12 protein-coding genes are annotated in these 24,289 nt (G+C 45.3%); 10 read left to right on the top strand and 2 right to left on the bottom strand.

Features of this window, described 5'->3' with window-relative positions:
* Positions 1-7: 7 nt before the first annotated feature.
* The 7 genes from acnB to UCH003_RS06490 all read left to right on the top strand — a co-directional run bounded on the left by acnB (position 8) and on the right by UCH003_RS06490 (position 10,481).
* Complete coding sequence (gene acnB, locus UCH003_RS06520; protein ID WP_060825884.1) at positions 8-2,566, top strand: bifunctional aconitate hydratase 2/2-methylisocitrate dehydratase; 2,559 nt, start codon at positions 8-10, stop codon at positions 2,564-2,566.
* Between the two features lie 58 nt (positions 2,567-2,624).
* Positions 2,625-3,116, top strand: coding sequence for an FKBP-type peptidyl-prolyl cis-trans isomerase (locus UCH003_RS06515; RefSeq protein WP_039674527.1), 492 nt, complete (start codon positions 2,625-2,627; stop codon positions 3,114-3,116).
* A 4-nt stretch (positions 3,117-3,120) separates the two neighbouring features.
* Complete coding sequence (locus tag UCH003_RS06510; protein ID WP_039674530.1) at positions 3,121-3,813, top strand: response regulator transcription factor; 693 nt, start codon at positions 3,121-3,123, stop codon at positions 3,811-3,813.
* Positions 3,800-5,461, top strand: coding sequence for an ATP-binding protein (locus UCH003_RS06505; RefSeq protein WP_060825883.1), 1,662 nt, complete (start codon positions 3,800-3,802; stop codon positions 5,459-5,461). The genes UCH003_RS06510 and UCH003_RS06505 overlap by 14 nt, the downstream gene beginning before the upstream one ends.
* 79 nt (positions 5,462-5,540) lie before the next feature.
* Entirely contained in the window at positions 5,541-6,329 is a 789-nt protein-coding gene (gene dsrO / locus UCH003_RS06500) for a sulfate reduction electron transfer complex DsrMKJOP subunit DsrO (RefSeq protein ID WP_039674532.1), read from the top strand.
* A gap of 1 nt (position 6,330) precedes the next feature.
* Positions 6,331-7,455, top strand: a complete 1,125-nt coding sequence (nrfD, locus tag UCH003_RS06495) for an NrfD/PsrC family molybdoenzyme membrane anchor subunit (protein WP_060825882.1) — start codon at positions 6,331-6,333, stop codon at positions 7,453-7,455.
* Positions 7,456-7,457: 2 nt separating this feature from the next.
* Positions 7,458-10,481: a molybdopterin dinucleotide binding domain-containing protein gene (locus UCH003_RS06490; RefSeq protein ID WP_060825881.1), complete on the top strand. Its 3,024-nt coding sequence runs from the start codon at positions 7,458-7,460 to the stop codon at positions 10,479-10,481.
* 40 nt (positions 10,482-10,521) lie between these two features.
* Here the strand turns inward: UCH003_RS06490 and UCH003_RS06485 are convergent, their stop codons facing one another.
* Together UCH003_RS06485 and UCH003_RS06480 are read right to left on the bottom strand one after the other, a co-directional pair.
* Positions 10,522-12,096 carry a transporter substrate-binding domain-containing protein gene (locus UCH003_RS06485; RefSeq protein ID WP_060825880.1) on the bottom strand — a complete coding sequence of 525 codons (1,575 nt, stop codon included), beginning with the start codon at positions 12,094-12,096 and terminating at the stop codon, positions 10,522-10,524.
* Positions 12,093-12,767, bottom strand: a complete 675-nt coding sequence (locus UCH003_RS06480) for a response regulator transcription factor (protein ID WP_060825879.1) — start codon at positions 12,765-12,767, stop codon at positions 12,093-12,095. The genes UCH003_RS06485 and UCH003_RS06480 overlap by 4 nt, the downstream gene beginning before the upstream one ends.
* 270 nt (positions 12,768-13,037) lie before the next feature.
* Between UCH003_RS06480 and UCH003_RS06475 the strand changes: the two genes are divergently transcribed.
* From UCH003_RS06475 to UCH003_RS06465, 3 genes are read left to right on the top strand one after another with little or no spacing between them, the layout of a single operon-like run.
* Positions 13,038-14,930: a TolC family protein gene (locus UCH003_RS06475; RefSeq protein WP_060825878.1), complete on the top strand. Its 1,893-nt coding sequence runs from the start codon at positions 13,038-13,040 to the stop codon at positions 14,928-14,930.
* A 14-nt stretch (positions 14,931-14,944) separates the two neighbouring features.
* On the top strand, positions 14,945-15,667 hold the full coding sequence (locus tag UCH003_RS06470; RefSeq protein ID WP_060825877.1) for an efflux RND transporter periplasmic adaptor subunit: 723 nt from the start codon (positions 14,945-14,947) through the stop codon (positions 15,665-15,667).
* A gap of 17 nt (positions 15,668-15,684) precedes the next feature.
* Positions 15,685-24,276, top strand: coding sequence for a DUF4347 domain-containing protein (locus UCH003_RS06465; protein WP_060825876.1), 8,592 nt, complete (start codon positions 15,685-15,687; stop codon positions 24,274-24,276).
* Positions 24,277-24,289 lie beyond the last annotated feature (13 nt).

Here is a 24,289-nt window from a genome sequence, read left to right as displayed (position 1 = left end):
AATCACAATGGATTTTTTTGAAAGCTATCAAGCTGAAGTGAATGAAAGAGCAAAATTAGGTGTTCCTCCTTTACCGCTTGACGCAAAAAAAACGGCTCAAGTCGTAGAATTACTCAAAAAAGAAGAGGGCGATCAAGCGTTTCTTCGCTCATTATTGGCCGATCGCGTTCCACCGGGTGTTGACGAAGCCGCTTACGTTAAGGCAGCATTTTTAAACGACGTTGCCCAAAAGAAAGTGACATGTAAGGCCATTTCCGCCGTTTATGCGGTTGAATTATTAGGCACGATGCTCGGAGGCTACAACGTTCAACCGCTTGTCGATGCCCTGAGCTCTTCAGACAACGAAGTTGCGCAAGCCGCCTGTAACGCTCTTAAAAACACGATTCTCGTCTACGGCTCTTTCAACGACATTGAAACACTTTCCAAAACCAATACGTATGCCAAAGAAGTGATGCTTTCATGGGCAAATGCACAGTGGTTTACGTCAAAACCCGCTCTTCCCGAAAAAATGACCGTTGCGGTGTTAAAAGTTGCGGGAGAAACCAATACGGACGATTTAAGTCCCGCAAGCGAAGCGTTTACGAGAAGCGATATTCCTTTGCATGCCAATGCGATGCTCCTCAAACGACTTCCGGGCGCACTTGAAAAAATCACCGAATTAAAAGCAAAAGGCTATGAAGTCGCTTACGTGGGTGACGTCGTCGGAACGGGAAGTAGCCGAAAGTCCGGTATCAACTCTATTCAATGGTGGATGGGCAAAGAGATTGCGGGCGTTCCCAATAAAAAAACAAGCGGCCTTATTTTAGGCTCAACCATTGCCCCTATTTTTTTTAACACCGCCGAAGACAGCGGTGCGCTTCCGATCGAAGTCAACGTCGACGCATTCGAAACCGGCGATATTATCGATGTCTATCCGCTTTTAGGCAAGGTCGAAAAAGCAGGGAAAACGGTCGGTACGTTTAAACTCTCCCCCAATACCTTAGCCGACGAGTACCGAGCGGGCGGACGTATTCCGCTCATTATCGGTCGAGGACTGACCGCAAAAGCCAGAGCAAGTCTTGGCATGGGTGCCGAGACTATTTTCGCTAAACCCGAGCAACCTGAAGAACTTCAAGGCGTAGGGTACACGTTGGCACAAAAAATGGTCGGACGCGCCTGCGGCGTCAAAGGCGTACGTGCCGGAATGTACGTTGAACCGCAAACGCTCACCGTCGGTAGTCAAGATACCACCGGACCGATGACGAGGGACGAGATTAAAGAGCTTGCCGCGCTTGGTTTTAGTGCCGATTTGGTGATGCAAAGCTTCTGTCATACCGCCGCTTACCCCAAACCCAGCGACGTCAAACTTCACCACACGCTTCCCGATTTCATCACTTCCCGTAGCGGCGTGAGCCTTCGTGCGGGGGACGGCGTTATTCACTCGTGGCTAAATCGTATGGTTCTCCCCGATACCGTCGGAACGGGCGGCGACAGTCATACGCGTTTTCCTATCGGCATTTCGTTTCCGGCAGGCTCGGGTCTTGTAGCCTTTGCCGCGGTCACCGGTAGCATGCCTCTTAATATGCCAGAATCGGTGTTAGTACGCTTTAAAGGCGAGATGCAACCGGGCATTACGCTACGCGATCTTGTCAATGCCATTCCGTATTACGCGATCCAAAAAGGCTTACTCACGGTTCCGAAGAAAAATAAGAAAAACGTCTTTGCCGGACGTATTTTAGAGATTGAAGGTTTACCTAAACTCAAAGTCGAACAAGCCTTTGAGCTCAGCGACGCGTCGGCGGAGCGAAGTGCGGCGGCATGTACCGTGGCTTTAGATGAAGAAAGCGTCGTCGAATATCTCCAATCCAACATTACGCTCTTAGAAGCTATGATCAAAGCCGGTTACCAAGACGCCAAAACGCTTCAACGTCGCGCCGATAAAATGAAAGCATGGATCAAAGAGCCAAAACTGCTCAAAGCCGATGCCGACGCACACTACGCCGAAGTCATCGAAATCGACCTGAATGAAATCAAAGAGCCGATTTTAGCATGTCCGAACGATCCGGACGATGTTGCGACCCTAAGCGAAATCTTAGCCGACGACAATCGCCCTAAAAAAATCGATGAAGTCTTCGTCGGAAGTTGTATGACCAATATCGGACATTACCGAGCACTCGGCGAAGTCTTGCAAGGAGAGGGCAAAGTTCCTACGACCTTGTGGATTGCACCTCCGACGAAAATGGATAAAAACCAACTCACGCAAGAGGGTTACTACGCGCTTTTCGGAACGGCGGGCGCGCGTATCGAAATTCCGGGATGTTCGCTTTGTATGGGCAACCAAGCCAACGTACGCGAGGGTGCCGTTGTCTTTTCGACATCGACTCGAAACTTCGACAACCGTATGGGGCCTAACTCGAAAGTCTACTTGGGAAGTGCGGAACTCGCCGCTTTATGCGCGCTTTTGGGACGACTTCCTAGCGTGGAAGAGTACATGAGCTTAGTGCCTAAAAAATTGGCGGGAAAAACCGAAAAGGTCTATCAATACCTCAATTTTAATCTCATCGAAGATTTCGCTTTAGGTCACTAAAACAACACCAAGCCGTCTTTGAAAAGACGGCTCATTTTTCTTACATGTAAGGATTGATTTGACTGTTCATAAAAATTGCGTCGTGACGCTTGATTATACTTTATTTAACACCCAACACGAACTTCTCGATAGCGGAGCGACTCCTTTGGTGTATCTGCACGGCGGATACGACGAAGTTTTCGTAAAAATCGAGCAGGCGTTAGAGGGAAAACGCATCGGAGAGAGCGTGCATATGCAACTGCTTCCCGAAGAGGCGTTTGGAGAGTATAAAGGCGAATTGGTTTTAGTAGAAGATCGTTCACAATTTGAAGACGATTTACAAATCGGAGAGCAAGTTGAAATGGTTTTCAGCGAGGACGACGACGAAGAGATTATGATGGTTTATACGGTCAGCGAGATTCGAGACGATCAGGTCGTCTTAGATGCCAATCATCCGCTATCAGGCGTAACGGTCGTCTTTGACGCCACCGTTATCGGTATTCGCGAAGCCTTACCCGAAGAGATCGAGAAGCGCTTCCATTCGATCGACGTCGAACGCTCCGTTTTATAAAACCATGTACGATACGCTCGGCTTATTCGAACATTTAACAATCCTTTACGCCGAAGACGAAGAGAGCTTACGCCATAGCGTCGCACAAACTTTGGAACTTTTCTTCAAGCGCGTGATTCAAGCGTCCAACGGCGAAGAAGCCGAAGAGCTTTTTTACGAACACCGTCCCGACGTACTGCTTTTGGATATTTGTATGCCTAAATGCAACGGATTGGAACTGCTAAGGAGGATTCGCGAATCCCATAAACGCGTTCCCGTGATTATTATGAGCGCGTATGCCGAACAACGCTATTTTTTAGAAGCGATCGAACTCAATATTTGCACATACCTTCTCAAACCCTTTTCCAAAGAGAGCTTTTTAAACGCACTTAAAACATGCGCGCATTGGATGTACGAATGGGGAGAGGGTAACGTCATTAAAGTCAACGAAAGCGTCTTTTACAATCCCGAATCGTGTACGCTTTACGTCAACGAAACGCCTAGCGTACTGACGAAAAAAGAGCGTCTTTTATTTGAATACCTTTTGCGCCAAAAAAATCGCGTTCTCTCTTATGACATGTTGGAAGAGGCGGTTTGGGCGGGTGATGGCGGTAATAAAGAGGCTTTAAAAGCACTGGTAAAAGAACTGCGTAAAAAACTTCCGAACGATTTGATCGAAAATATTTTCGGTATCGGATACAAACTTGCCGTACGCTAAAAAACGCCTCTCGCCTTCTACGAAAACCAAAACGATGATCTTCGTATTATTGCTTTTTGCGGCAATGGCGATGATTTTCGGATGGATGCGATACCTCGACGTCAAAGAGTCGATCGAAAAATCACGCAAAGATTATGCGTTACAGATTCATAGTCTCTACCAAACGACGCTAGAGCGCACCGCAACGTTTTACCTCAATCGCGCCTATGCCAATCTCGACTCTTACGGCATTAAAGACGCGTTGGTGCATAAAAACGTCGAACAGCTCACGGGGCTTTCAAGTTTTCGATGGAAAGTCTTAAAACAGGAAAATCCGTTTTTGCTCGGTATCCGTTTTTACGACGAAAACCGCCATCTTATCGCACACCTCGGAAAAGACCCTAAGCAAAGTGAAATCGACGAAAAAAGAGCCGTTCCAAACGAACCTCAATTTGGATTTTTCTTCTCCAAACATTATGCGGCGTATCATATTATCGTGCCGGTTTACGTCGACAAAGCTTTAGTCGGAATGTTGGAATTTGCGATTGCACCGGAGTATTTTTTAAACGAAGTCGAGGAGTTTTCGGGTCTTAAGGGCTATATTTTGTTTAAAGGCGAAACGTTTGAGCCCAAAGAGAACGATTTGCGCTCTATCAGCCTCCAAGACGGGGCGATTTCACAAAATCGTACCCGCACGTACATCACGCACGTCATTCAACTCGAAGGGCTCATCGGCGATCATCTGGCGCAACTTCTCTTCTTTCAAGATATTAGCGATCAGCAACAAAAGCTTTTAGATGCCGTCTATGAAGCGTTTTTCCTTACGCTTGCGATGATCGGCGTATTGCTTGTTATTTTAAACTATGGATTTGACGTTTTAATCAAACGGCTTGAAGAGAGCGAAGCGGGCTTGCGCCACCTCAATCACACGCTTGAAGATCGCGTTAACCAAGAGATCGAACAACGTTTGCATCACGAACAACTGTTAATGCACCAAAGCCGCTTGGCGAGTATGGGAGAAATGATCGGCAATATTGCCCATCAGTGGCGTCAGCCTTTAAGCGAACTGGGGGCAACGCTGATGAACCTTCAACTTTTATGGGAGAGAAATAAACTAAGCCGCGATATTTTCGAAGAGCGTATCGCGCGTTCGGAGAAGCTTATCGCTTACATGTCAAAAACCATTGACGATTTTCGCAATTTTTTTATGAGCGACAACCAAAAAAAAGATTACGTCATCAACGACACGATTCAAAAGGCTATCGATCTGATCGATTCGGCACTCAAAAACCACCATATCCGCTTGACTTTCGAAGCCCAAGAGCGCCTAGAGATCAAAGGATGTCCAAGCCAGTTTGCGCAGGTCGTTTTAAATATTATCGGTAACGCCAAAGACATTTTACTCGAACGTGCGATCGACGATCCACATATTAGCATTACGCTTCAACGCATCGACGGTCGCATTTGTATTCGCATCGTCGATAACGGCGGCGGAATCGAAATGGAACCGATTGAGCGCATTTTCGAGCCTTACGTCAGTACCAAACATGCCAAAAGCGGTACGGGCATCGGTCTTTACATGAGTAAAACCATTATCGAACAACACGCTCAAGGAAGCCTTAAAGCCTTCAATACCGATCAGGGAGCCTGCTTCGAAATCATTCTCTAATCCCTCGCTTTTCGTTTCTCCCTAGTTTCTCTCGACTGCTCGTTATTATACCTTTTGGAAATTGTCAAAAGGAGTTTTTATGCCAAGTAAGAGCAGAAGGGAGTTCGTCAAAAAAGCGACGGGCTTGATCGGCGTTAGTACGCTAGCATCAACGCATGCACACGCATTAAGCCTTACCAATCCCGGTCGCGACGCCAAAGACGCCCGTTACGTCGGGCAAGAGGGTAAACGCTTCGGTATGGTTATCGATCTTCGCAAATGCGTCGGATGCCAAGCCTGCACGAGTGCGTGTAAAAGTGAAAATAAAGTCCCCAAAGAGAAATTTAGAACCTACGTTCCCGAATACGAACTCGGAAGTTACCCAAGCGTCAGGAAAGCGTTTTTACCGCAACTTTGCAACCATTGTGCCGAGCCTTCGTGCGTAAGCGTCTGCCCGACCGGAGCGACGTTTGCCCGCAAAGACGGTATCGTCGTCGTGGATAACGAGATTTGTTGGGGATGCGGATACTGCATCAATGCCTGTCCTTACGATAAACGTTATTTCAATCCGATCTCCAACGTTGCCGACAAATGCACGCTTTGCGCGCATCGCGTCGATCACGGATTGCTTCCGGCATGCGTGGAAAGTTGTGTCGGCGGAGCACGGGTTTTCGGTGATCTGAACGATCCTTCTTCGCACGTCTCACGCTTGCTTGCAACGTTTCCGGCCACCGTTTTAAAACCAGCTTCCGGAACGAAACCGCGCGTATTTTACATTGCGTTGAGCGGAGAAATCCAGTCATTACCGTATTCAAACGGAATTTTGGACGACGCGGTACGCAAACGCGAGGGTGCTTTGCACAAAGAATGGTCAAGTAAAGGAGAATAACATGGATTTTGGATCACTATTGCATACGATTAGCTCGATTACGCCCGATCGACCTTGGGGTATCGACATTCCGAACTATTTTTGGTTTACCGGAAGTTCCGCCGCGGCGTTTATCATTTCAAGTTTTGCGCATGTTTTCGGTATGAAAGAGTATAAGCCTATTGCCGGTTTTTCGCTGCTTTTGGCCTTTGTTTTACTCGTTGCCGCACCGATGAATCTCATCGACGATTTACGCCAACCCGGACGCATTATCAACTTCTTTTTTTACGGATGGGAAAACTTCCCGACCTCTCCGATGAAATGGGGCGTTTTGTTACTAATGGCGTATCCGCTTTTAATTTTAGCCGAAGCAATCGTCTTGTATAGACCTTATTTTACGATGAAAAAAGGGGTCGCCTACACGAAAGAACAAGAAGAAAAAGACCATCGTTTAGGCGTTTTACTTGGAGCGATCGGTATTCCTTTGGCACTAAGCGTACACGGATACACCGGTTATATTTTAGGTGCGGTTCACGCGATTCCTTTATTTCATACGCCGATTATGCCTATTTTGTTTTTAGCTTCCGCAATGGTTTCGGGTACGGGCTTGCTCATTATTTTGCTACCGATTTTTCAGAAATTTTTTACCGATTTTAAACGTATCGATTATGCGATGATGCAACGTTTGGCACGATTGCTTGCATGGTTTATCGTCATCGATTTGGTGATTCGTTTCTTTTGGCTCACCTTTGCGATTACGTTCAATAACGAAGAAAAATATGCCCTCAAACTCTTTTTCGGCGAAAACTTTTGGGAAGTCCTGATCGTCGATTACGTTATTTGTCTTTTTGTACCGATGGCAATCGGTTTTATTCGCTTTTTCTCCCGCTCGCTCAAATGGGTTCTTTTTGCGGGCGTTCTCTCGGCAATCGGCGTATGGATTTTTAGATGGAACACCGTTATCGGCGGTCAGAGCATCGGAAAAACGACGCCTTTCTTATTGGAATACCATCCTCATGTCTTTGGATTCGATAGCATTCTTTCCGTGGTGTCCAACTGGAGTTTGCTCATCGCTTTAATTGCCGCGATTATGGCACTTTTTCCTTGGGATAAAGAGATGGCGAATTATTATACGAAGGAGCAATAATTATGGAAAGTTCACGCAGAAAATTTTTAATCGGAACCAGCATCGTCACCGGAAGCGCGGCACTTGGAGGTTATAGCGATACGCTCAAACATGTCGCTACGCTTTCCAGACGCGGCGAAAAAGCAAACGATCCTATTTACGGAAACGCACCTCAAACCGAAGGCTTACATGTCAAAGGTTCTTTTACGCCCTCTAACGATTTTAGCATAAAACCGAGCATTTGTAACGGATGTACGACCCACTGTTCGGTTCGCGTCAAAATCAACCGTAAAACGGGTCACGTCGAGCGTGTTTTCGGCAATCCGTACAGTCTTCTCTCTTCCGATCCGTGGTTGGCATACAAAACTCCTTTAAGCGAAAGCTTTCAAGCAACCTCCGCGTGGAAAGAAAAAGGCTTGGAAATGCGCTCGACCGCGTGTGCAAGAGGCAATCTGGTTTATGAAAAACTCAATGATCCTTTTCGCGTCACAGCACCGCTAAAACGCGTCGGTAAACGCGGCGACAATCAGTGGCAAACGATTTCGATCGAGCAGTTGATTCGTGAAATTACGCAAGGCGGTAATCTTTTCCAAGAAGGCTATGTTGACGGGCTCAAAGCCTTTGCCGATACGAAAACCTTGATCGACGAAAACAACCCCGATTACGGTCCGATAGCCAATAAATTGTGCGTTTTAGGCACGGCGGACGAGGGACGTCAAAACTTTATCGTGCATCGCTTCGTGCAAAGTTTCGGTACGGTCAATTTTATGGGGCACACCTCGATCTGCGGTCTTTCCATGCGAGCGGGCGAAGCGGCGTATTTAGACGATTTTAACGCATATCCGCATATGAAGCCCGATTACGAACATTGTCAATTTATGCTGAACATCGCTACGGCTCCGGCACAAGCGGGCAATCCGTTTAAGCGTCAAGCCAAACTCTTGGCAAAAGGTCGAAGCGAAGGAAATCTTCGCTATGTCGTCGTCACGCCGATTTTGACCAACAGCGACTCGATTGCCTCAAGCGACCGCTCGCGTTGGCTACCGATCAAACCTTCCGGAGACTTGGCGTTTGTCATGGGTATGATGCGCGTCATTATCGAAGAAGAGCGTTATTTGAAAGCGTACTTGGCGATTCCAAGCGAAACGTCGCAAAAAGCTTTACACGATTACAGCTTTACCAATGCGTCGCATTTGGTCGTTCAAGAAGGCGAAAACCAAGGTAAAATTCTCGTCGATTCCAAAGGAATCGTCCATGTCGTCGATGCCAAAGATGCCAAACTCAAATCCGCCGAGGAAGTTCTAGAAGCCGATATCGCATTTGAGGGAGACGTGAGCCTTGAGGGGAAAACATACCGCGTTAAAAGTGCCTTTTTACTTCTTAAAGAGGCGGCATTGGAGCATCCGCTCTCGTTTTACGCCCAAGAAAGCGGTATCGATGAGCAAACGATCGTCCATTTGGCACGTGAATTTACCTCTTACGGTCGTAGCGTCGGCGTCGATTGTCACGGCGGAACGATGCATTCGACCGGATTTTACACGACGTATGCCGTGATGATGTTAGGGGCGTTGGTGGGCAATTTAAATTACAAAGGCGGTATGAGTACGGGAGGCGGTAAATTTAAAGATTTTAACGGTTCCGTTTACAACCTTTTGGCCTATGCCGGTAAACAAAAGCCTTTCGGTACGCGTTTGGATCGCGCTCGAAAAGCGTATGAAACCAGCAGCGAATACAAACAAAAAGTTGCCCGAGGCGAAAATCCCTATCCGGCAAAAGATGCATGGTTTCCTTTTACCAACGCGATCGAATCGGAAGTGATTCATAGCAGTGCTAGTGCCTATCCGTATAAAATGGGAGCGTTAATCTCATGGTGCTCGAACTTTATGTACGGACAAAGCGGTGCGGAACATTTGATCCCGCTTTTAAAAGACCCCAAAAAAGCCGTGCCGCTTTTTATTGCGATCGATCCGTTTATCAATGAAACCAGCCGTTACGCCGATTATATCGTGCCCGATTCGGTTCTTTACGAAACATGGGGCGTCGTTTCGCCGTGGGCGGCACACCTTACGAAAACTTCACATGTACGTTATCCGATCGTCGCTTCACCCAATGCAAAGCTGCAAAACGGCGAACCGATTTCGATGGACAGTTTTCTTATCGAATTGGGAAAATCGCTTAATTTAGCGGGATTCGGTGCTAATGCTATCAACGGAGCCAATGCAAAATTTGCGCTTGAGCGTCCCGAAGATTTTTATTTAAGAGCCTTTGAAAACATCGCGATGGACGGAGCCGCACCCGTACCTGAAATTAGCGACGAAGAGATTGCTTTGGCAGGACTGGAAGAGTATGTCGTGTCGCTCAAACGTATTTGCGGCGAAAATTGGAAAAGGGTTGCTTACGTCATGAGTCGGGGAGGGCGTTTTGCCGATAAAGGTAGCGCATACGAAGGCAATAAAATGACCAAATCTTATACCAAGGCGATTGCCGTTTATAACCAGACCGTCGGAACGTCGCATCATGCGTTAACGGGAGAGCTTTACAGCGGCGTACCGCGTTATTATGCACCGCGTCTTGCTAACGGTGAAAAATTAAAATTCAATACGCCCGAATACCCGTTTCTAGCCTTTAGCTACAAGTCCAACGTGCTCTCTTCGGCAACTTCGGCTTTGGAAGCGTTGCGTGATACGCGTTACACGTCTTACATCGATTTGAACGCAAAAACGGCGCAACAATTGGGCATCACGCACGGCGAAGCGGTACGCGTCCGCTCGCTTGACGGAACGATTGAAGGCATTTGCCGCGTCAAAGAAGGAATTCATCCGCTTTCTATCGGCATCGAACACGGTAGCGGACGCGAGGGAGAAGGGGCGATCGACGTTAAGATCGATAGCGTGCTTAAACAAGGACGCATCGCCAGAAGAAGCGGCGTCAATATCAATAAATTAGGCTTACGCGATATAACGCGCTTGAATATGCCGACCTTAAGCGATTTTGCCGTCGGTTCCAACGCACGCCAAGCCGTTCCGGTTCGCATCGAAAAAATCTAACCAAACCGCAGGCTATGAAACGACGCTTTCATAGCCTCGCTTAAGGCGAAACGATCATAAATTGAGCCCCTTGGTCAAGGTTATGCATGAAAAGACTTTTGCCGTATTTTTCCACGATTTCCCTTGACATGTTAATCCCTAAACCGTTTTTATAGCTTCCTTTATTTAACTTTTCCAATATTTCAGGTTCTATTCCGCCGCAATTATCGTGAAACGAAATCGCATTTTCGCTAATCGTAATTTCGATATAAGGATACTTGATAGCACGTTTTTGTGCCATATTGAGCATATTGGATAAAAGGTTCATCCACACTTGCATCCACTCGTTACGAATACCGATAAAATGGGTATTGGACGTCTGATGAAATGCAATAGCGACGTTCAGGTTTTTAATACGGGTATCCAAAATGCGAATCACGGCTCGAATCGAGTCTTCGACCTCAAATTCGTAAACGTTGGTAGAAGGTTTGTAATACTCTAAAAAGTTCTGCATCGTCTCGGACATAAAATCCAAGGTTTGCTCGATTTCCCGCGTGTTTTTATCCAGCAATTCGTCCGGAATCTTTTTATGTTGCAAGATATGGGCGCGAAACGTCAAATTCGCATAACTGATTTTAGTCAGGCTTTCCCGCCATTGATGCGAAATCGTCGCAATAAGCGCACCAAGGGCGGCTTGTTTGGATTGTTGAAAAAGCATTTGAGAGTGTTCAAGGTTTTTTTTGACCTCTTGCGCAACACGTTTACGCAGTTGGTAATTCCAAATTAAGATCAAAGACGAAATCAATAAAAGCGTTAAGATACCGTAAATCAATAAGTGGTGGTTACGCTCGTTGGATTCGACTTTGATGTAAATATGCTTATTAACAATGTGTTCTTTTTCGCTTGGCGTGATTGCTTGAATGCCTCGATTTAAAATATCCCGCAAAATCGGTTCGTCTTTGCGAACGCCGATACGCAAAATGTTGACGTAATCTTTGGGTTGTGCGACGACTTTGAGGTTGAAAATACTCTCTTTTTTGATCGTATATGCCGTAACCATCAGCGAGCGAAGCGTCAAATCCGCTTTTTTGTTTTCCACCATCCAAAACGCTTCTTCTTCCGTATCGACGGGAAGAATTTTAAGGTTAGGAAAATCGTTTTGAAAACGCTCGATAACGAATGTTTCTTTCAGTAAGGCAATGCTGGTATTACGCAAGGAGCGTATGTCGTCGATCGGCGGATAATCACTGCGAGCGACCAGTACGTTGGGATCTTTAATGATCGGTTCGGTAAATACGAGCCATTCTTCGCGCTTTGGAGTTTGATTGACCAAACTTAAGAGGTCGCACTCTTGGCGTTTGGATTTTAAAACCGTCTCTTCCCATGTTTTCGTCGGAACCAATCGTAACGTTAGATCGAGTTTAGAAGCAATCAATCGTATCAGATCGGCGGCAATGCCTTCGTGCTCTTTGTCGGCATTAATCGTTTCAAAAGGAGCCCAATCGGGATCGACGCACATCGTCACGACTTTTTTCTCTTTGAGGTATGCTTCTTGCTCTGGGCTTAACGCAACGGAAGAGGCAAAAACAGTCGCTATAAAGCCCCAAAGGCACAATGCCCAAAGCGATTTCATCATACGATCAACTTGTAGCCGACGTCCGGAATCGTATGTAAAAACGTTTTTCCGAAACGTCTTCGTATGCGCATAATAAAATTATTAAGCGCACTTTCACTCATCGGTTCGTACTCATAAACGTAAGCTAAAAACATGTCGCGCGTCAAAATCGTATTTTTATGCTGGCAGAGCATTTCAAAAAAGAGAATCTCTTTTTTATTCAGCTCAAACGTAACGTTATTTTTCGTAACGTTTTTCAGTGCTTTATCGTAACAAAAACCGTCTTTAAGCGTAACGATCGTCTGCGAACTTGCTTCCATTTTTTTAATGCATTCTTGAAGTCCGTCAACCAACATTTTAAAATTAATCGGTTTTAAAAGATAGCCGCTGAGATTTAAGGTCATCGCTTTGAAGAGGAATTCTTCGTCTTTATGACCGCTCAGAATTAAAACAGGAACACTGTCGTTACTTTTTCGCAACTCTTTGATAAAATCGAGCCCGTTTTCATTTTTCAGGTGAATATCCGAAATAATAATATCGATGCGTTCTTTCTCAAAAAGTTCATAAGCCTCTTTAATCGTATGTGCGACATAAACACGCGCGACGAACATCTCAAATAAAGAGACGGCGTTATCGATAAATTCGACGTTGTCTTCTAAAAGTAGTAAATTTTTATCCGCTAATCGTTTCATCGGTGTTTTACCGGTCTTTTTTTAAATCTTGATGCGTATGATCGATTTTCGTAACTGTATTATAATCAAATCGCAAACACATCGCAAAAAAAATTTTAACGTGCGATAAAGCTACGATATGAAAAAAGTACAATGAAGCTTAGAGTAAAACGTATGAATATGAGGATTGGCGTATGTTAAATCGTCGCTTTCACGATATCAGGCTTTCTCTTTCGATTTTGAGACTTCCGCTATTAAAGACTAAAAATAAAATTACAAAAGGTGTTCATCATGCTAAAACAAGTGTCTAAAAACGTTGTTCTGTCCATAGCCGCTTCGGTTGTCATTACGGGTTGTTCCGTTGCACCGCAACCGATGCTTCAAGAAGACGTCAAAGCGCAAGTTAAGAAGGATTTATCGACGCTCAGCGAAGCGGCTTTGCCGGTCACAAAACCCATTACGCTGGATGAGGCAATTTATCGCGGTATCAACCACAATCTTCAAAAGCGTGTCAAAGTTTTAGAATCGGCTCTCTCCGAACAACAACTTGATTTAGTTTATTATGACATGTTGCCGAGTTTGACCGCGGCGGCGGGATATTCCGAACGCAATAACTATGCGGCGAGCCAAAGTGCTTCTTTTACCAACGGAAAACCCCAACCGTTGAACAATACGTACTCCATCTCCCAAGAAAAAGAGAGATCGACCACCGACGTTACCTTTAGTTGGAATATTCTTGATTTCGGTTTGTCTTACGTTAGAGCGGAGCAACAAGCCGATAAATTTTTAATCGCCAAAGAAAAAGAGAAAAAGATCGAGCATACGTTGACCCAAGAGATCAGAAGAGCTTACTATCAAGCCGTCTCCGCACAAGATCTGCTCAAACGCATTCAACCGATGATGGTCGAAGTGAAACAAGCCCTTAACGATTCTAAAGCGGTTCAAGACCAACGCGTTTCCAAAACGCCGATGGAAGCTTTAGCGTATCAACGCGAATTGCTCGACATTTTACGATCGCTTCATACTTTAGAAAGCGGTCTTATTTCAGCCAAAGTCGAGCTTTCGGAACTCATGGGGCTTAAACCGGGAACCGAGTTTGAGTTAGCCGATAAAGTTGAAAAAAACTATGAGATTCCTCAAATGCATCTCAGTCTTGATCAAATGGAAGAGATCGCTTTGGAAAATCGTCCTGAGTTGACAGAGAGCAGATACCAAGAGCGCATCTCGGAAAAAGAGTTAACCGCCGCTAAGCTTAAAATGTTACCGGGGGTTAATCTTAGTGCTTCCTTATCTTACGACAATAGCGATTATTTGCTCAACAACGACTGGTACTCTTACGGTGCGAATGTCTCATGGAATCTTTTGAACGTCTTTAAAGCAAGCTCGTATAATAAGTTGGCAAAAACTCAAATCGAAGTGGCAAAAGAGCAAAAACTTGCTCTATCGATGGCGGTACTCTCTCAAGTGCATCTCTCCATCGTTAACTTCAACCAAGCAAAAAAAGAGTACCTCTTAGCCAAAGAGTATCTCACGGTTGCCGATGATATTTACCGTCTCACGGAAGTTGAAAATTCCGTTAATGTTAACAGTCGTTTGATTCTCATCAAAGAGAAACTCAATAATATCTTGGCGACGTTGCGTTACTCGGCGGCGTATGCGAATGTTCAAAACGGTTACGGAAAAATCTTTGCCTCTTTGGGTGTAGATGAAAAAGCTCTTGAAACGCCAAACATGGAACCGATTCAAGCGGTACAAGCCCCCGTTGAGGAAGTAAAACCCGTCGCGGAAGTTCCGGAAGAAAAGCTACATGTAACGCCTGTCGTCGTGCCGGAAGTTCAAGAGACGCAAGCTCCTATCGTTGAAGCTAAACCCGTCGCCGAAACGAAAGAGGAAACGTTACATGTAACACCTGTCGTTATGCCGGAAGTGAAAGAAACACAAGCTGTTGAAGTGCCGCAAAAAGCAACACTCCAAAAAGAAGAAAATCGCTTTTCAACGATGAATTTCAGAACGGCAAAAGTGCTTCTTTACCCCGGTGACAAGCTAACGGTCAACGCAAAACCGTATAGCGTCAAAGAGGGTGATAGCCTTCCTAAAATTGCCGAAGAAGCGGGAGTTTCTCCATCATGGATCGTGTCTGAAAATCCATGGCTCGTTGAAAAAAACAGGGTTAGTGCTAAATAAAAAAGGTGAGCGCAATGAAAAGAGTTTTAAGTATCGTATTAGCGTTAGCATCGATGCTCTGTGCCGCAGAAAATCCTACGGCACGTGCCATTATCGTATCGCTTGATCGCACCGTTTTATCCAGTGAAATTGCAGGGGAAATTATTGAGCTTAGCAAGCATGAGGGTGATTCTTTTAAAAAAGGCGAATCCCTTTTGAAAATCGATTGTGCGGTTTATCGAGCGCAAAAACGCAAAATAGACGTTGAAAAAGAGATCGCCAAGCTTGAACTGGAAAAAAACAAAAAACTTGACTCTTTCGGTTCCGTGGGGACGTTTGAGATTCAAATCTCAAATGAAAACTACAACAAACAAAAAGCAGAAAGCGATATTGCCGCCATTAACGTCTCGCGATGCGAGATCAATGCCCCTTTTGACGGCAAAATCGCCTCTAAGAAAGTATCGAAATACCAAAGTATTAAACCCCAAGACGAGCTCTTCGAAATCGTCGGACTCGATAATCTTGAAGCCAGAGTCGTCGTTCCCTCTTCGTGGCTTGCATGGCTGAAAAGAGGGATGGAATTTGAACTCAATGTCGATGAGACAAAAACAACGCTGAAAGCGCAAATCGTACAGATCGATTCGGTAGTAGATCCGACAAGCCAATCGATTACGATACGGGCAAAGTTGATCAAGCCTTTTGAAACTATTATTCCGGGAATGAGTGCTACGGCCCATTTCCCTCAAAATACCCATTAATATCAAGGACGGGCACCATGAAAAATACTAGAAAAAAACCGGTTATTAGCGCGTTAGAACAAAGAATGCTCTTTGATGGAGCCGCAGTCGGTACGGCAGTTGACGTCCTTGATAAGAGCAGTTTTTCAACACAAACAAGCGATACGACCGTTCAACACAGCGATGTAACGAACGACAATGCCGAAAATAATGCTCACAAAGTACAAGCAACGCAAAGCAGTGAATCCAATACACGCAAAGAAGTTGCTTTTGTCGACACCAGCGTCAAAGATTATGAAACACTGGTCAAAGGGATCGGCGATAACGTTGAAATTTATTTGGTCAGTTCCTTAGACGAGATTCAAACGATTCTTAAGCATGAAACCGAGATTGACGCTCTTCACGTTCTCTCTCACGGTAGCACCGGTGAAATTACGGTCGGAAACGATGTTTTAAATCAAAATACCTTAACACATTACGACGCGTTAATGCAAACGATTAAAAACGCTATGTCCGAAAACGGCGACGTCTTGCTTTACGGATGCGACGTTGCCGCCAACGGAGAAGGACAAGCCTTTATCAATGCCGTCGCCGCTTCGACCGATGCCGATATTGCCGCTTCAAACGATACGACCGGCGTCGGCGGAGATTGGGATTTAGAAATTAAAAGCGGTGTGGTTGAAACGGAGTCTTTTAATATCATGTCTTATCAAGGAGATATGGGAACACCTTCAATTTCCGGTTTACAAAATGTCACATTTTATGAAAACGGTGCAAGCGTAAATCCTGCCTCAAATATTTCTATTACGAACGGTACAAGCTATGCGGGGCAATATATCGAGTATAGCTTTACAAATGCTACAACCTCGGATCAACTTGTACTCAATAGTGCAAGCAACGCCACCGCGAACGGAGCTATTTCTCTTGATGGTTCCAATGTGTACTTGGGGAACGGCTCCGGAAAAGATATTATCGGTTCGATAGATTCCACCTATAACGGAGTTAACGGACAAAAATTACGAATTAATTTTGCCAGTAGCTTTACAAATGCAAGTTTTGAGACGGGAACAATCACCGGATGGACGGCAATGAATCAAATGATCGATTTAGGTTCTACGGTTATTGCCGGATGGACATCGCAAGATACAAGCGATTATTCGAACAATGCAAACTCCGGCGGAAACGACAATGACATACCAAGCGGTTCTTATTCGACAACCATTGTTTCCGAAGCCGGAAATGCGACAGACGGTAACTATGCTTTAAAACTTACCAGTAGTATGACGACACTCAACGGCTACGATGTGGTTCACGGACCTGCCGTATACAGCTCCGCTTTTGAAGCAAGCTCGGGTGATGTCATCTATTTTGACTGGAGAGCCTATGCCGGAGGTGATGATTTTGATGCTTTCGGATATATCGTCAATGTTAATACAGGGGCGCAAATTGAAGTTTTAGATGCGACGGGTGCGTCCAACACTGCATGGGCAACGAAAGCAACCACTATTTCAACATCCGGTACGTATAGATTTGTTTTTGTTAACGGCACATACGACGCATCGGGAGGGCAAGCGGCAGGCGGACAGCTTTACATCGATAACGTAAGAGTTTACGGAACGAAAGTGAATGATGCAGTCGTAACGTCAATTTCGAAACTGGTTTCGTTTTCCAATACTTCCGACGATCCTTCAACCGCGAATCGGACATTTACCGTAACGGCTGTTGATTCAAGCGGTAACGTAGGCAGTTCTTCTAGTACGATTAGCGTTAGCTCAACAAATGATTTACCTTATATTTCAGGTAGAGAGACGCTTTCTGTGAATGAAGATACGTCCATTACGATTTCCGGGATCAGCGTTAGCGATAATGATGCCGGAAGCGATGTTAAAGTAACCATATCGTCCAATCACGGTAATTTAAGTTTAGGCAGTTCCAGCGGTGTAACGGTTAGCGGTACAGGCACGCATACGTTGGAAATTACGGGTAGTACTGCAAACCTTAATAGCACTCTTGCTACGCTTCGCTATCAAGCCGATTCCAATTGGTTCGGCGACGATCCTTTAACCATTACGGTTAACGACAACCAAGGAAGCGGCGAGCAACCTTATAGAATCAACCAAACGGGTAAATTCTTCAATACGCTCAATGGACATTACTACGAATTTGTCAGCGCATCGGGTATTTCTTGGACCGATGCTAAAACCGCGGCGGAAGCTCGTACTTTATATGGATTAAATGGATACTTGGTCACCATCACATCCGCGAACGAAAATGCGCTCATCACTTCGATGGCGGGCGGAAACGGTTGGATCGGTGCTAGCGATGCCGCTAGCGAAGGGATTTGGAAGTGGGTCACAGGTCCGGAAGCCGGAACACAATTTTGGACAGGCGATACGAGTGCCGGAACCAATTCGACGTCCAATTACGGCTCAGCGTATAACAGCCAATATGCCAACTGGGATAGCGGTGAACCGAATAATTCCGATGCTTCACGCGGCGGAGAAGACGTGGCACACTTTTACTATTCCGGAGCCAATGCCGGAAAATGGAATGATTTTGCAGCCAATAATACAAGCGCAATTGCCGGATACATTGTCGAATACGGCGGAGCAGGGGGAACGTTAAGTGCTGCTCAATTAACCGTTAAAGTATTATCCGTTAACGATGCACCTACGTTAGAAACCAGTCAGACGTCAAATTATTCGGAAAACGGTTCGCCTATCGCGCTCTCGCCTTCGTTAACGCTAAACGATATAGACAATACGACTTTAGCAAGTGCTCAAGTCAGCATTAGTTCCGGTTTTTTAAGCGGTGATATTTTAGGTTTTACGAATGACGGCTCCACGATGGGCAATATCACGGCACTTTACAATGGCTCAACCGGTGTTTTAACTTTAACATCTTCAGGTGCGACGGCAACGCTTGCCCAATGGCAAAGTGCATTACGAAGCGTTACGTATCATTCCACCAGTGAAACCTTAAGTCTAACGCAAGCGACGCGAACCGTTTCGTGGAAAATTAACGATGGAAATTTAGAGAGTACGGTTGATACTTCGACGTTACATGTAACGGGTGTCAACGATGCGCCGACGATTTCCGTTTCAACCCCTTCAGGCTTTACGGAAACGACCGGCATCGACAATCAGAATTTGACACAAAGCGGAACGGTAACCTTTAGCGATGTCGATAGTAATGTTAATGTGACGTATAGTTATAACAACGATATTGTATGGAGCGGAGGTACGCTCAATTCAACACTTTCTTCGGCATTGAGTGCAGGATTTCACACAAGTGTGACCAATGCTTCTTCCGGTACGACGACATGGAGCTATACTGCTAATAATGTCGATTTAAATTTTCTTGCCGAAGGAGAGACGATTACGTTTAGTTATGATGTAATCGCAACCGACACGGCAAGTGCTACACAAAGTACAAGGATTACGTTTACGATCACGGGAACAAACGATGCTCCGGTATTTGGAACGATTACAAGCGGAGGAACAGGTGTTGTAACACCTCCTGCTGCCGGAGCGACAAGTCCAAACGCGGGAACGGAAGTATTTAATAACGGGTTACTAAGATTCGGAAGCGGAACGGTTGATTCTGTTAATGCAAGCACAGGTATGCTGGAACAACCGTGGTATTATAAAGACGGTACTTGGTATAAATTAACGTTCTCTAGTTATCAATTAAACATGGCAATTGCCGCAGATTATAATTCCGGCAGTGCTAAGACGGATACGGACTGGAACTTAGAAGGAACGGTTAATCTTACTCCGACTTTTACCAATACGACGGTTGATAATTCCCATTTCAATACTACCACAGGAACAGGTACGATTGTTTGGAGCGGTGAGATTACGGTCGGAACGGCTCATTTGAAAGTGACGAACGTCTATACCTTGGAATCGGGTGCTAAATATATCAAAGCAAACACGTATATTACCAATCTAGGAACTACATCGACGGAAAACTTGAGGTTTTGGGTCGGAACACGCGACGATTTTGTCGCAGGTAGCGATAGTCCCGCCAAACAAAAAGGCAATATCGTCAATGGTGAATTTACGATGATCTCAAATGCTTCAGAGCAAGCTAAAGCGATTAAAATTTATACGGGAACAGGTGCCAACGCGACAGCCGTTCTTTTTTACTCGACTAATACCAATGTCAATACCGTCATTGCCCCCGGATACGGTTGGACCACCTCCAATCAGTACGCTCCAGGAATTGATCCTTTAAATTCTGTCTACAATCAATCGTATGATGACGGCGGATATGCGATGTTTACGAACTTAAACAATGTCAATGCCTCACAAACGGTCATGTTTGATTGGTATTATGCGGCCGGAGCCGTATCAGAACTTTCTAATATCACTTCCAGTTTAGAGCATGCGGCATCGACCAACCTACAAGAAAACAGTTCGTCGCTTGTTTTAACCGATGATTATACGATTACGGATATTGATCTAACCGATGAGGTTAATGTTGCGGTCAGTTCCGTACAGGTCACGCTTCCCAGCGGGTTAACCTTACCTTCAGGTTATACGGAAGAGATTATCAAAAATATGCTCCATATCAACTCCAATCCCGTTATTGATAACGATTCAACAACAGGAACGGTCTCGTGGAGTTTTAATTCAGGAACGGAACACACGTTTAACTTCTTAGGCAGAGGTCAGACGGTGACACTTCTTTATACACTAACGGCAACGGACTCTCAAGGCGCAACGGCAACGACAACCGTTTCAATAGCCATTGACGGTGTGAATGACACACCTACCGTTGTTGTTGATGCGGGTGATAGTGATGTGTCAACCGTCAATGAAACCAATACGACATTGAGCTCAAGCGGTACGTTAAGTATTGAAGATATTGATACGATGGATACGAGTTTTTCAGTCAGTAAAGTCGGTGTCGTCGCATCGGGAGCAACGGAAGGATTGACGCTAAACACGAACGCTTTACTTAACATGTTAAGCGTTGCGACGCACGATTCTGACGTCAATTGGTCGTTTAATTCCGGTAGCAACTATTTTAACGCTTTACCGGCAGGCGAGACCTTAACATTGACCTATACGATTAGCGTAAAAGATTCCGGTAATGCAAGCGTGAATAAAACCATTACGGTTCATATCGTCGGCACGAATGATAATGTCATATTAAATACACCTGCTACGATTTACTATACCGATACGGATGCAAACGACGTTTTCAACGCAACATCTTCTTCTTTAAGTGCAACCGACATTGATCACAATACGGTATTTACATACGGAATTGATGGAGGCGTATTACTAAACTCAACAGTGACGAAAGTAGGTTTATACGGTACACTCACACTCAATACGGTTACGGGTGCTTATACGTATACCCCAAATGCTGATGTCATCAATGCTCTTAGGGCTAATACTTCAGAAGCCTTTACCGTGACGCTTAGTGATAACGACGGTTCTACCGACACTAAGCAATTGGTCATTGCCATAGATGCGGTTAATGATGCTCCGCTTTTAGGTGGAACATTACATCCCAAAACATTTGTCGAAAACGGATCACCTGTACAAGTCGATTCTGATATAACGGTGACGGACTTGGAAGGCACGAGTTATGATGGCGGGTATATTTCCTTTGCCGTGACGACACATAAAGAATCGCTCGATACTTTGGCGATTGCATCCTTTGGCGGCATTTCGTTTGAAGGCTTACATGTAAAATACGGTAATACTATTATCGGCACCATCGACTCTGTTTTAAACGGTGAAAACGGTAAAGAATTACGCGTACATTTGAATGAAAATGCTTACTCTTCACATGTACAAGCCTTGGCAAGAGCGATCACGTTTAGCAATGCGTCCGATAATTTCAATGATGCGGCTAGAACGGTTGAGATTAAAGTCAACGACGGCGGAAACGGCGGTGAGACGGCGGCACGTTATAGCGTCAAAACGGCAAGTGTGAACCTTCAATCGATCAATGACTTACCGTCGATAGATTTAAATACGACAACGCTGATCGTTGAAAAAATCATCGGTCAAAATGACGACGGTACGCTTGCGATCGGCTCTATTTTAAGGGTTTCCGATTTAGACGATACGATGCTCAGTGTCACGATTGAGACAACCCGCTACGGTCACATCACGATCAACGACTCGATCACCAACGGTCTTAGTGCTTCACAGATCAGCGGAAACGGCTCGCGCGTTGTAACACTCAGCGGAACGATCGATCAAATCAATGCTACGTTAGCCGCTTCTAACGGTGTAACATACGCTGCTGGATATGGAAACGACTATATCACTCCGGGTGCCGATTATTTGAAAATAACGGCAAGAGATGCTTTAAATGGTACGAATGTTTCGGAAAAATTGGTGATGGTTTTGCCGGCGATCCCCAATATTTACAGCGACAATATCGTAGGAGCCGAAGATAATACCTCTTCAATTATCGCCAATATCAATAATCTCGTGACAGATATTAACGATAATGGAGGAACGTTTGTGTTTGGAACGGGAACACCCGACATCACGAATGCAAGCGGCACGATCACAACAGCAGGAACGTTCCATGCTTTTGACGCAAGCACCTATATCTATGATTCCAATGCAAAAGTCATCGGTTATCAATTAACCAACGGTAAAATTATGTTGAATGAAGGTAAAAATAGAGCAGATCATCCCGATTACGCGAAATTTACCTTTATTCCGAATGAAAACTGGTACGGATATGAAACGTTTTTATACCAATTTACGTCGAATGACGGCGAAGTGAGCAACATCGCTCAAGTTGCATTCTTTGTGACTCCGGTCAATGATGCACCGGTGATTACGATCACCGATACGACCGTCACGATAAACGAAGATACGCCTTTTGTTTTTGACAATACTCATGCGATTGTTCTGTCCGATTTGGATGTGATAGATGCATCCCAACTCTTAGACGTGACACTTCATGTCACTAACGGAACATTGGAATTGTCACAAACGACGGGGCTAAGTGTTTTGGAAGGTTCTAATCATTCCTCTATTCTTAAAATACGCGGCAGCTTGGAAGATTTACAAAATGCAATCAATGGATTAACGTATACACCTAATAGCGATTATAACGGAAGCGATAGTTTAACCATCAGCATTAACGACCTTGGCAATATTGGTGAGGGCAATCGTTTGGAAGCTACTCAAACCATCGCTATTACGGTCAATGCAGTCAATGATAGTCCTGTCTTTGAAGCGCAGTCCGGGAGTGTTATTGAAGGTGAACACCTCCAAGGTGTTCTTCCGGCAAGCGACGTCGATAGCGGCTCTATTACGTTTAGCGTAAGCGGAACTGCACCTGAGGGCTTCATCTTACATAATGACGGTTCGTTTACGTTTGATTCTTCTAGTTATAATTATGTCGGACAAGGCGAAACCGATACGATTGTTATCCCTATTGCCGTTACGGATGCTGAAGGCTTAACGACGATTGCGAATTTTTCGATCACGATTACGGGTACAAACGATGCACCGACGGTTGCATCGGACAATATCGATGTCGAAATACCTTTTGGAGACGTTTACCGCAAAGATATTGCCGTGCTCTTTAGTGATAGCGATGCAAGCAACGTCTTTACGTTTGAAGCAACGAATTTACCGATAGGCTTATCGATTGATCCGGATACGGGTGTCATCTCCGGAAGAGCTTCACAATCGGGAGTTTTTGAGATTACGCTTAAAGCAACAGATCCGTTCGGCGCAACGATCAGCCGAACCTATTCGATGCTAGTCATCGCCCCCGCTCCGCTAGAAACGGCAAAACCGGCACCATCAAGCGGCGGTAGTGCGGATGCGTCCACCCCTACGGGAAGCTCTTCTGGCGGTACAAATCCGTTTGGAAATCCAGGAACGACGGGAGGTTCTCTTGGAGGATTGGGTGTTATCAACTATGCACCTAGTGCTCAATCTAGCGGATTGCCGACGGAGGTCGGAAGAGGCTTTTTAAGCACGACTCCATCTTCTGGCAGTGAAGCCTCAAGCGGTGGAAGCGGTAGTTTTGGAACAAGTAGCACTCAAGAAACGCCTCGAGCGGGAACCGATGCACCATCATCGGGTAGTGCCGGAGAGAGAGACACTCAAAACGAGCGTTCCGCTTCATCCGGCGATACGACGACACAAAGAGGTGTCCAAGGCGGTAGTGGCGTACTTCAGGCCAATGTCGACGTGAATGTCTTAACCAACGGGCAAATCGTCTTTAATCAATCCAGTCGTGACTCGTTCTCTATTGTCGGTATTGCCATTGAAGAGATCAAACTTGTCAACAACTATATTGAAGTCAAAGTCGTCGACACCAATCTTGCGCAAAGTTTTGTTGTCACCCTAGCAGACGGGGCTGCGTTACCGAAAGGCTTGTCGTTTGATCCAAGAACGGGTAATATTACCGGTACGTTACTCGAAGAGCTCGAAACGTTACATGTCAGCATCAAAGCGATCAACTCGGACGGTACGACAAGGGTACTTAATCTTACCATTGATTTGAAACAGTTGAAAAACAAAAACCAAACCGATGCCAAGAACTTTGTGGGCTTTAAAGAGCAAATCGCACTTGAAACCCAACGACTGGAGCATTACGGCTCTTATTTAACAAAACTACTCGCATAAGAAAAGAGAGAGA

Origin of the sequence: Sulfurospirillum cavolei, from assembly GCF_001548055.1 — a bacterium.
Taxonomy (GTDB): Bacteria; Campylobacterota; Campylobacteria; order Campylobacterales; family Sulfurospirillaceae; genus Sulfurospirillum.
The sequence above is the reverse complement of the archived record's forward strand: the minus strand, read 5'-3'. Positions and strand labels throughout refer to the sequence as shown.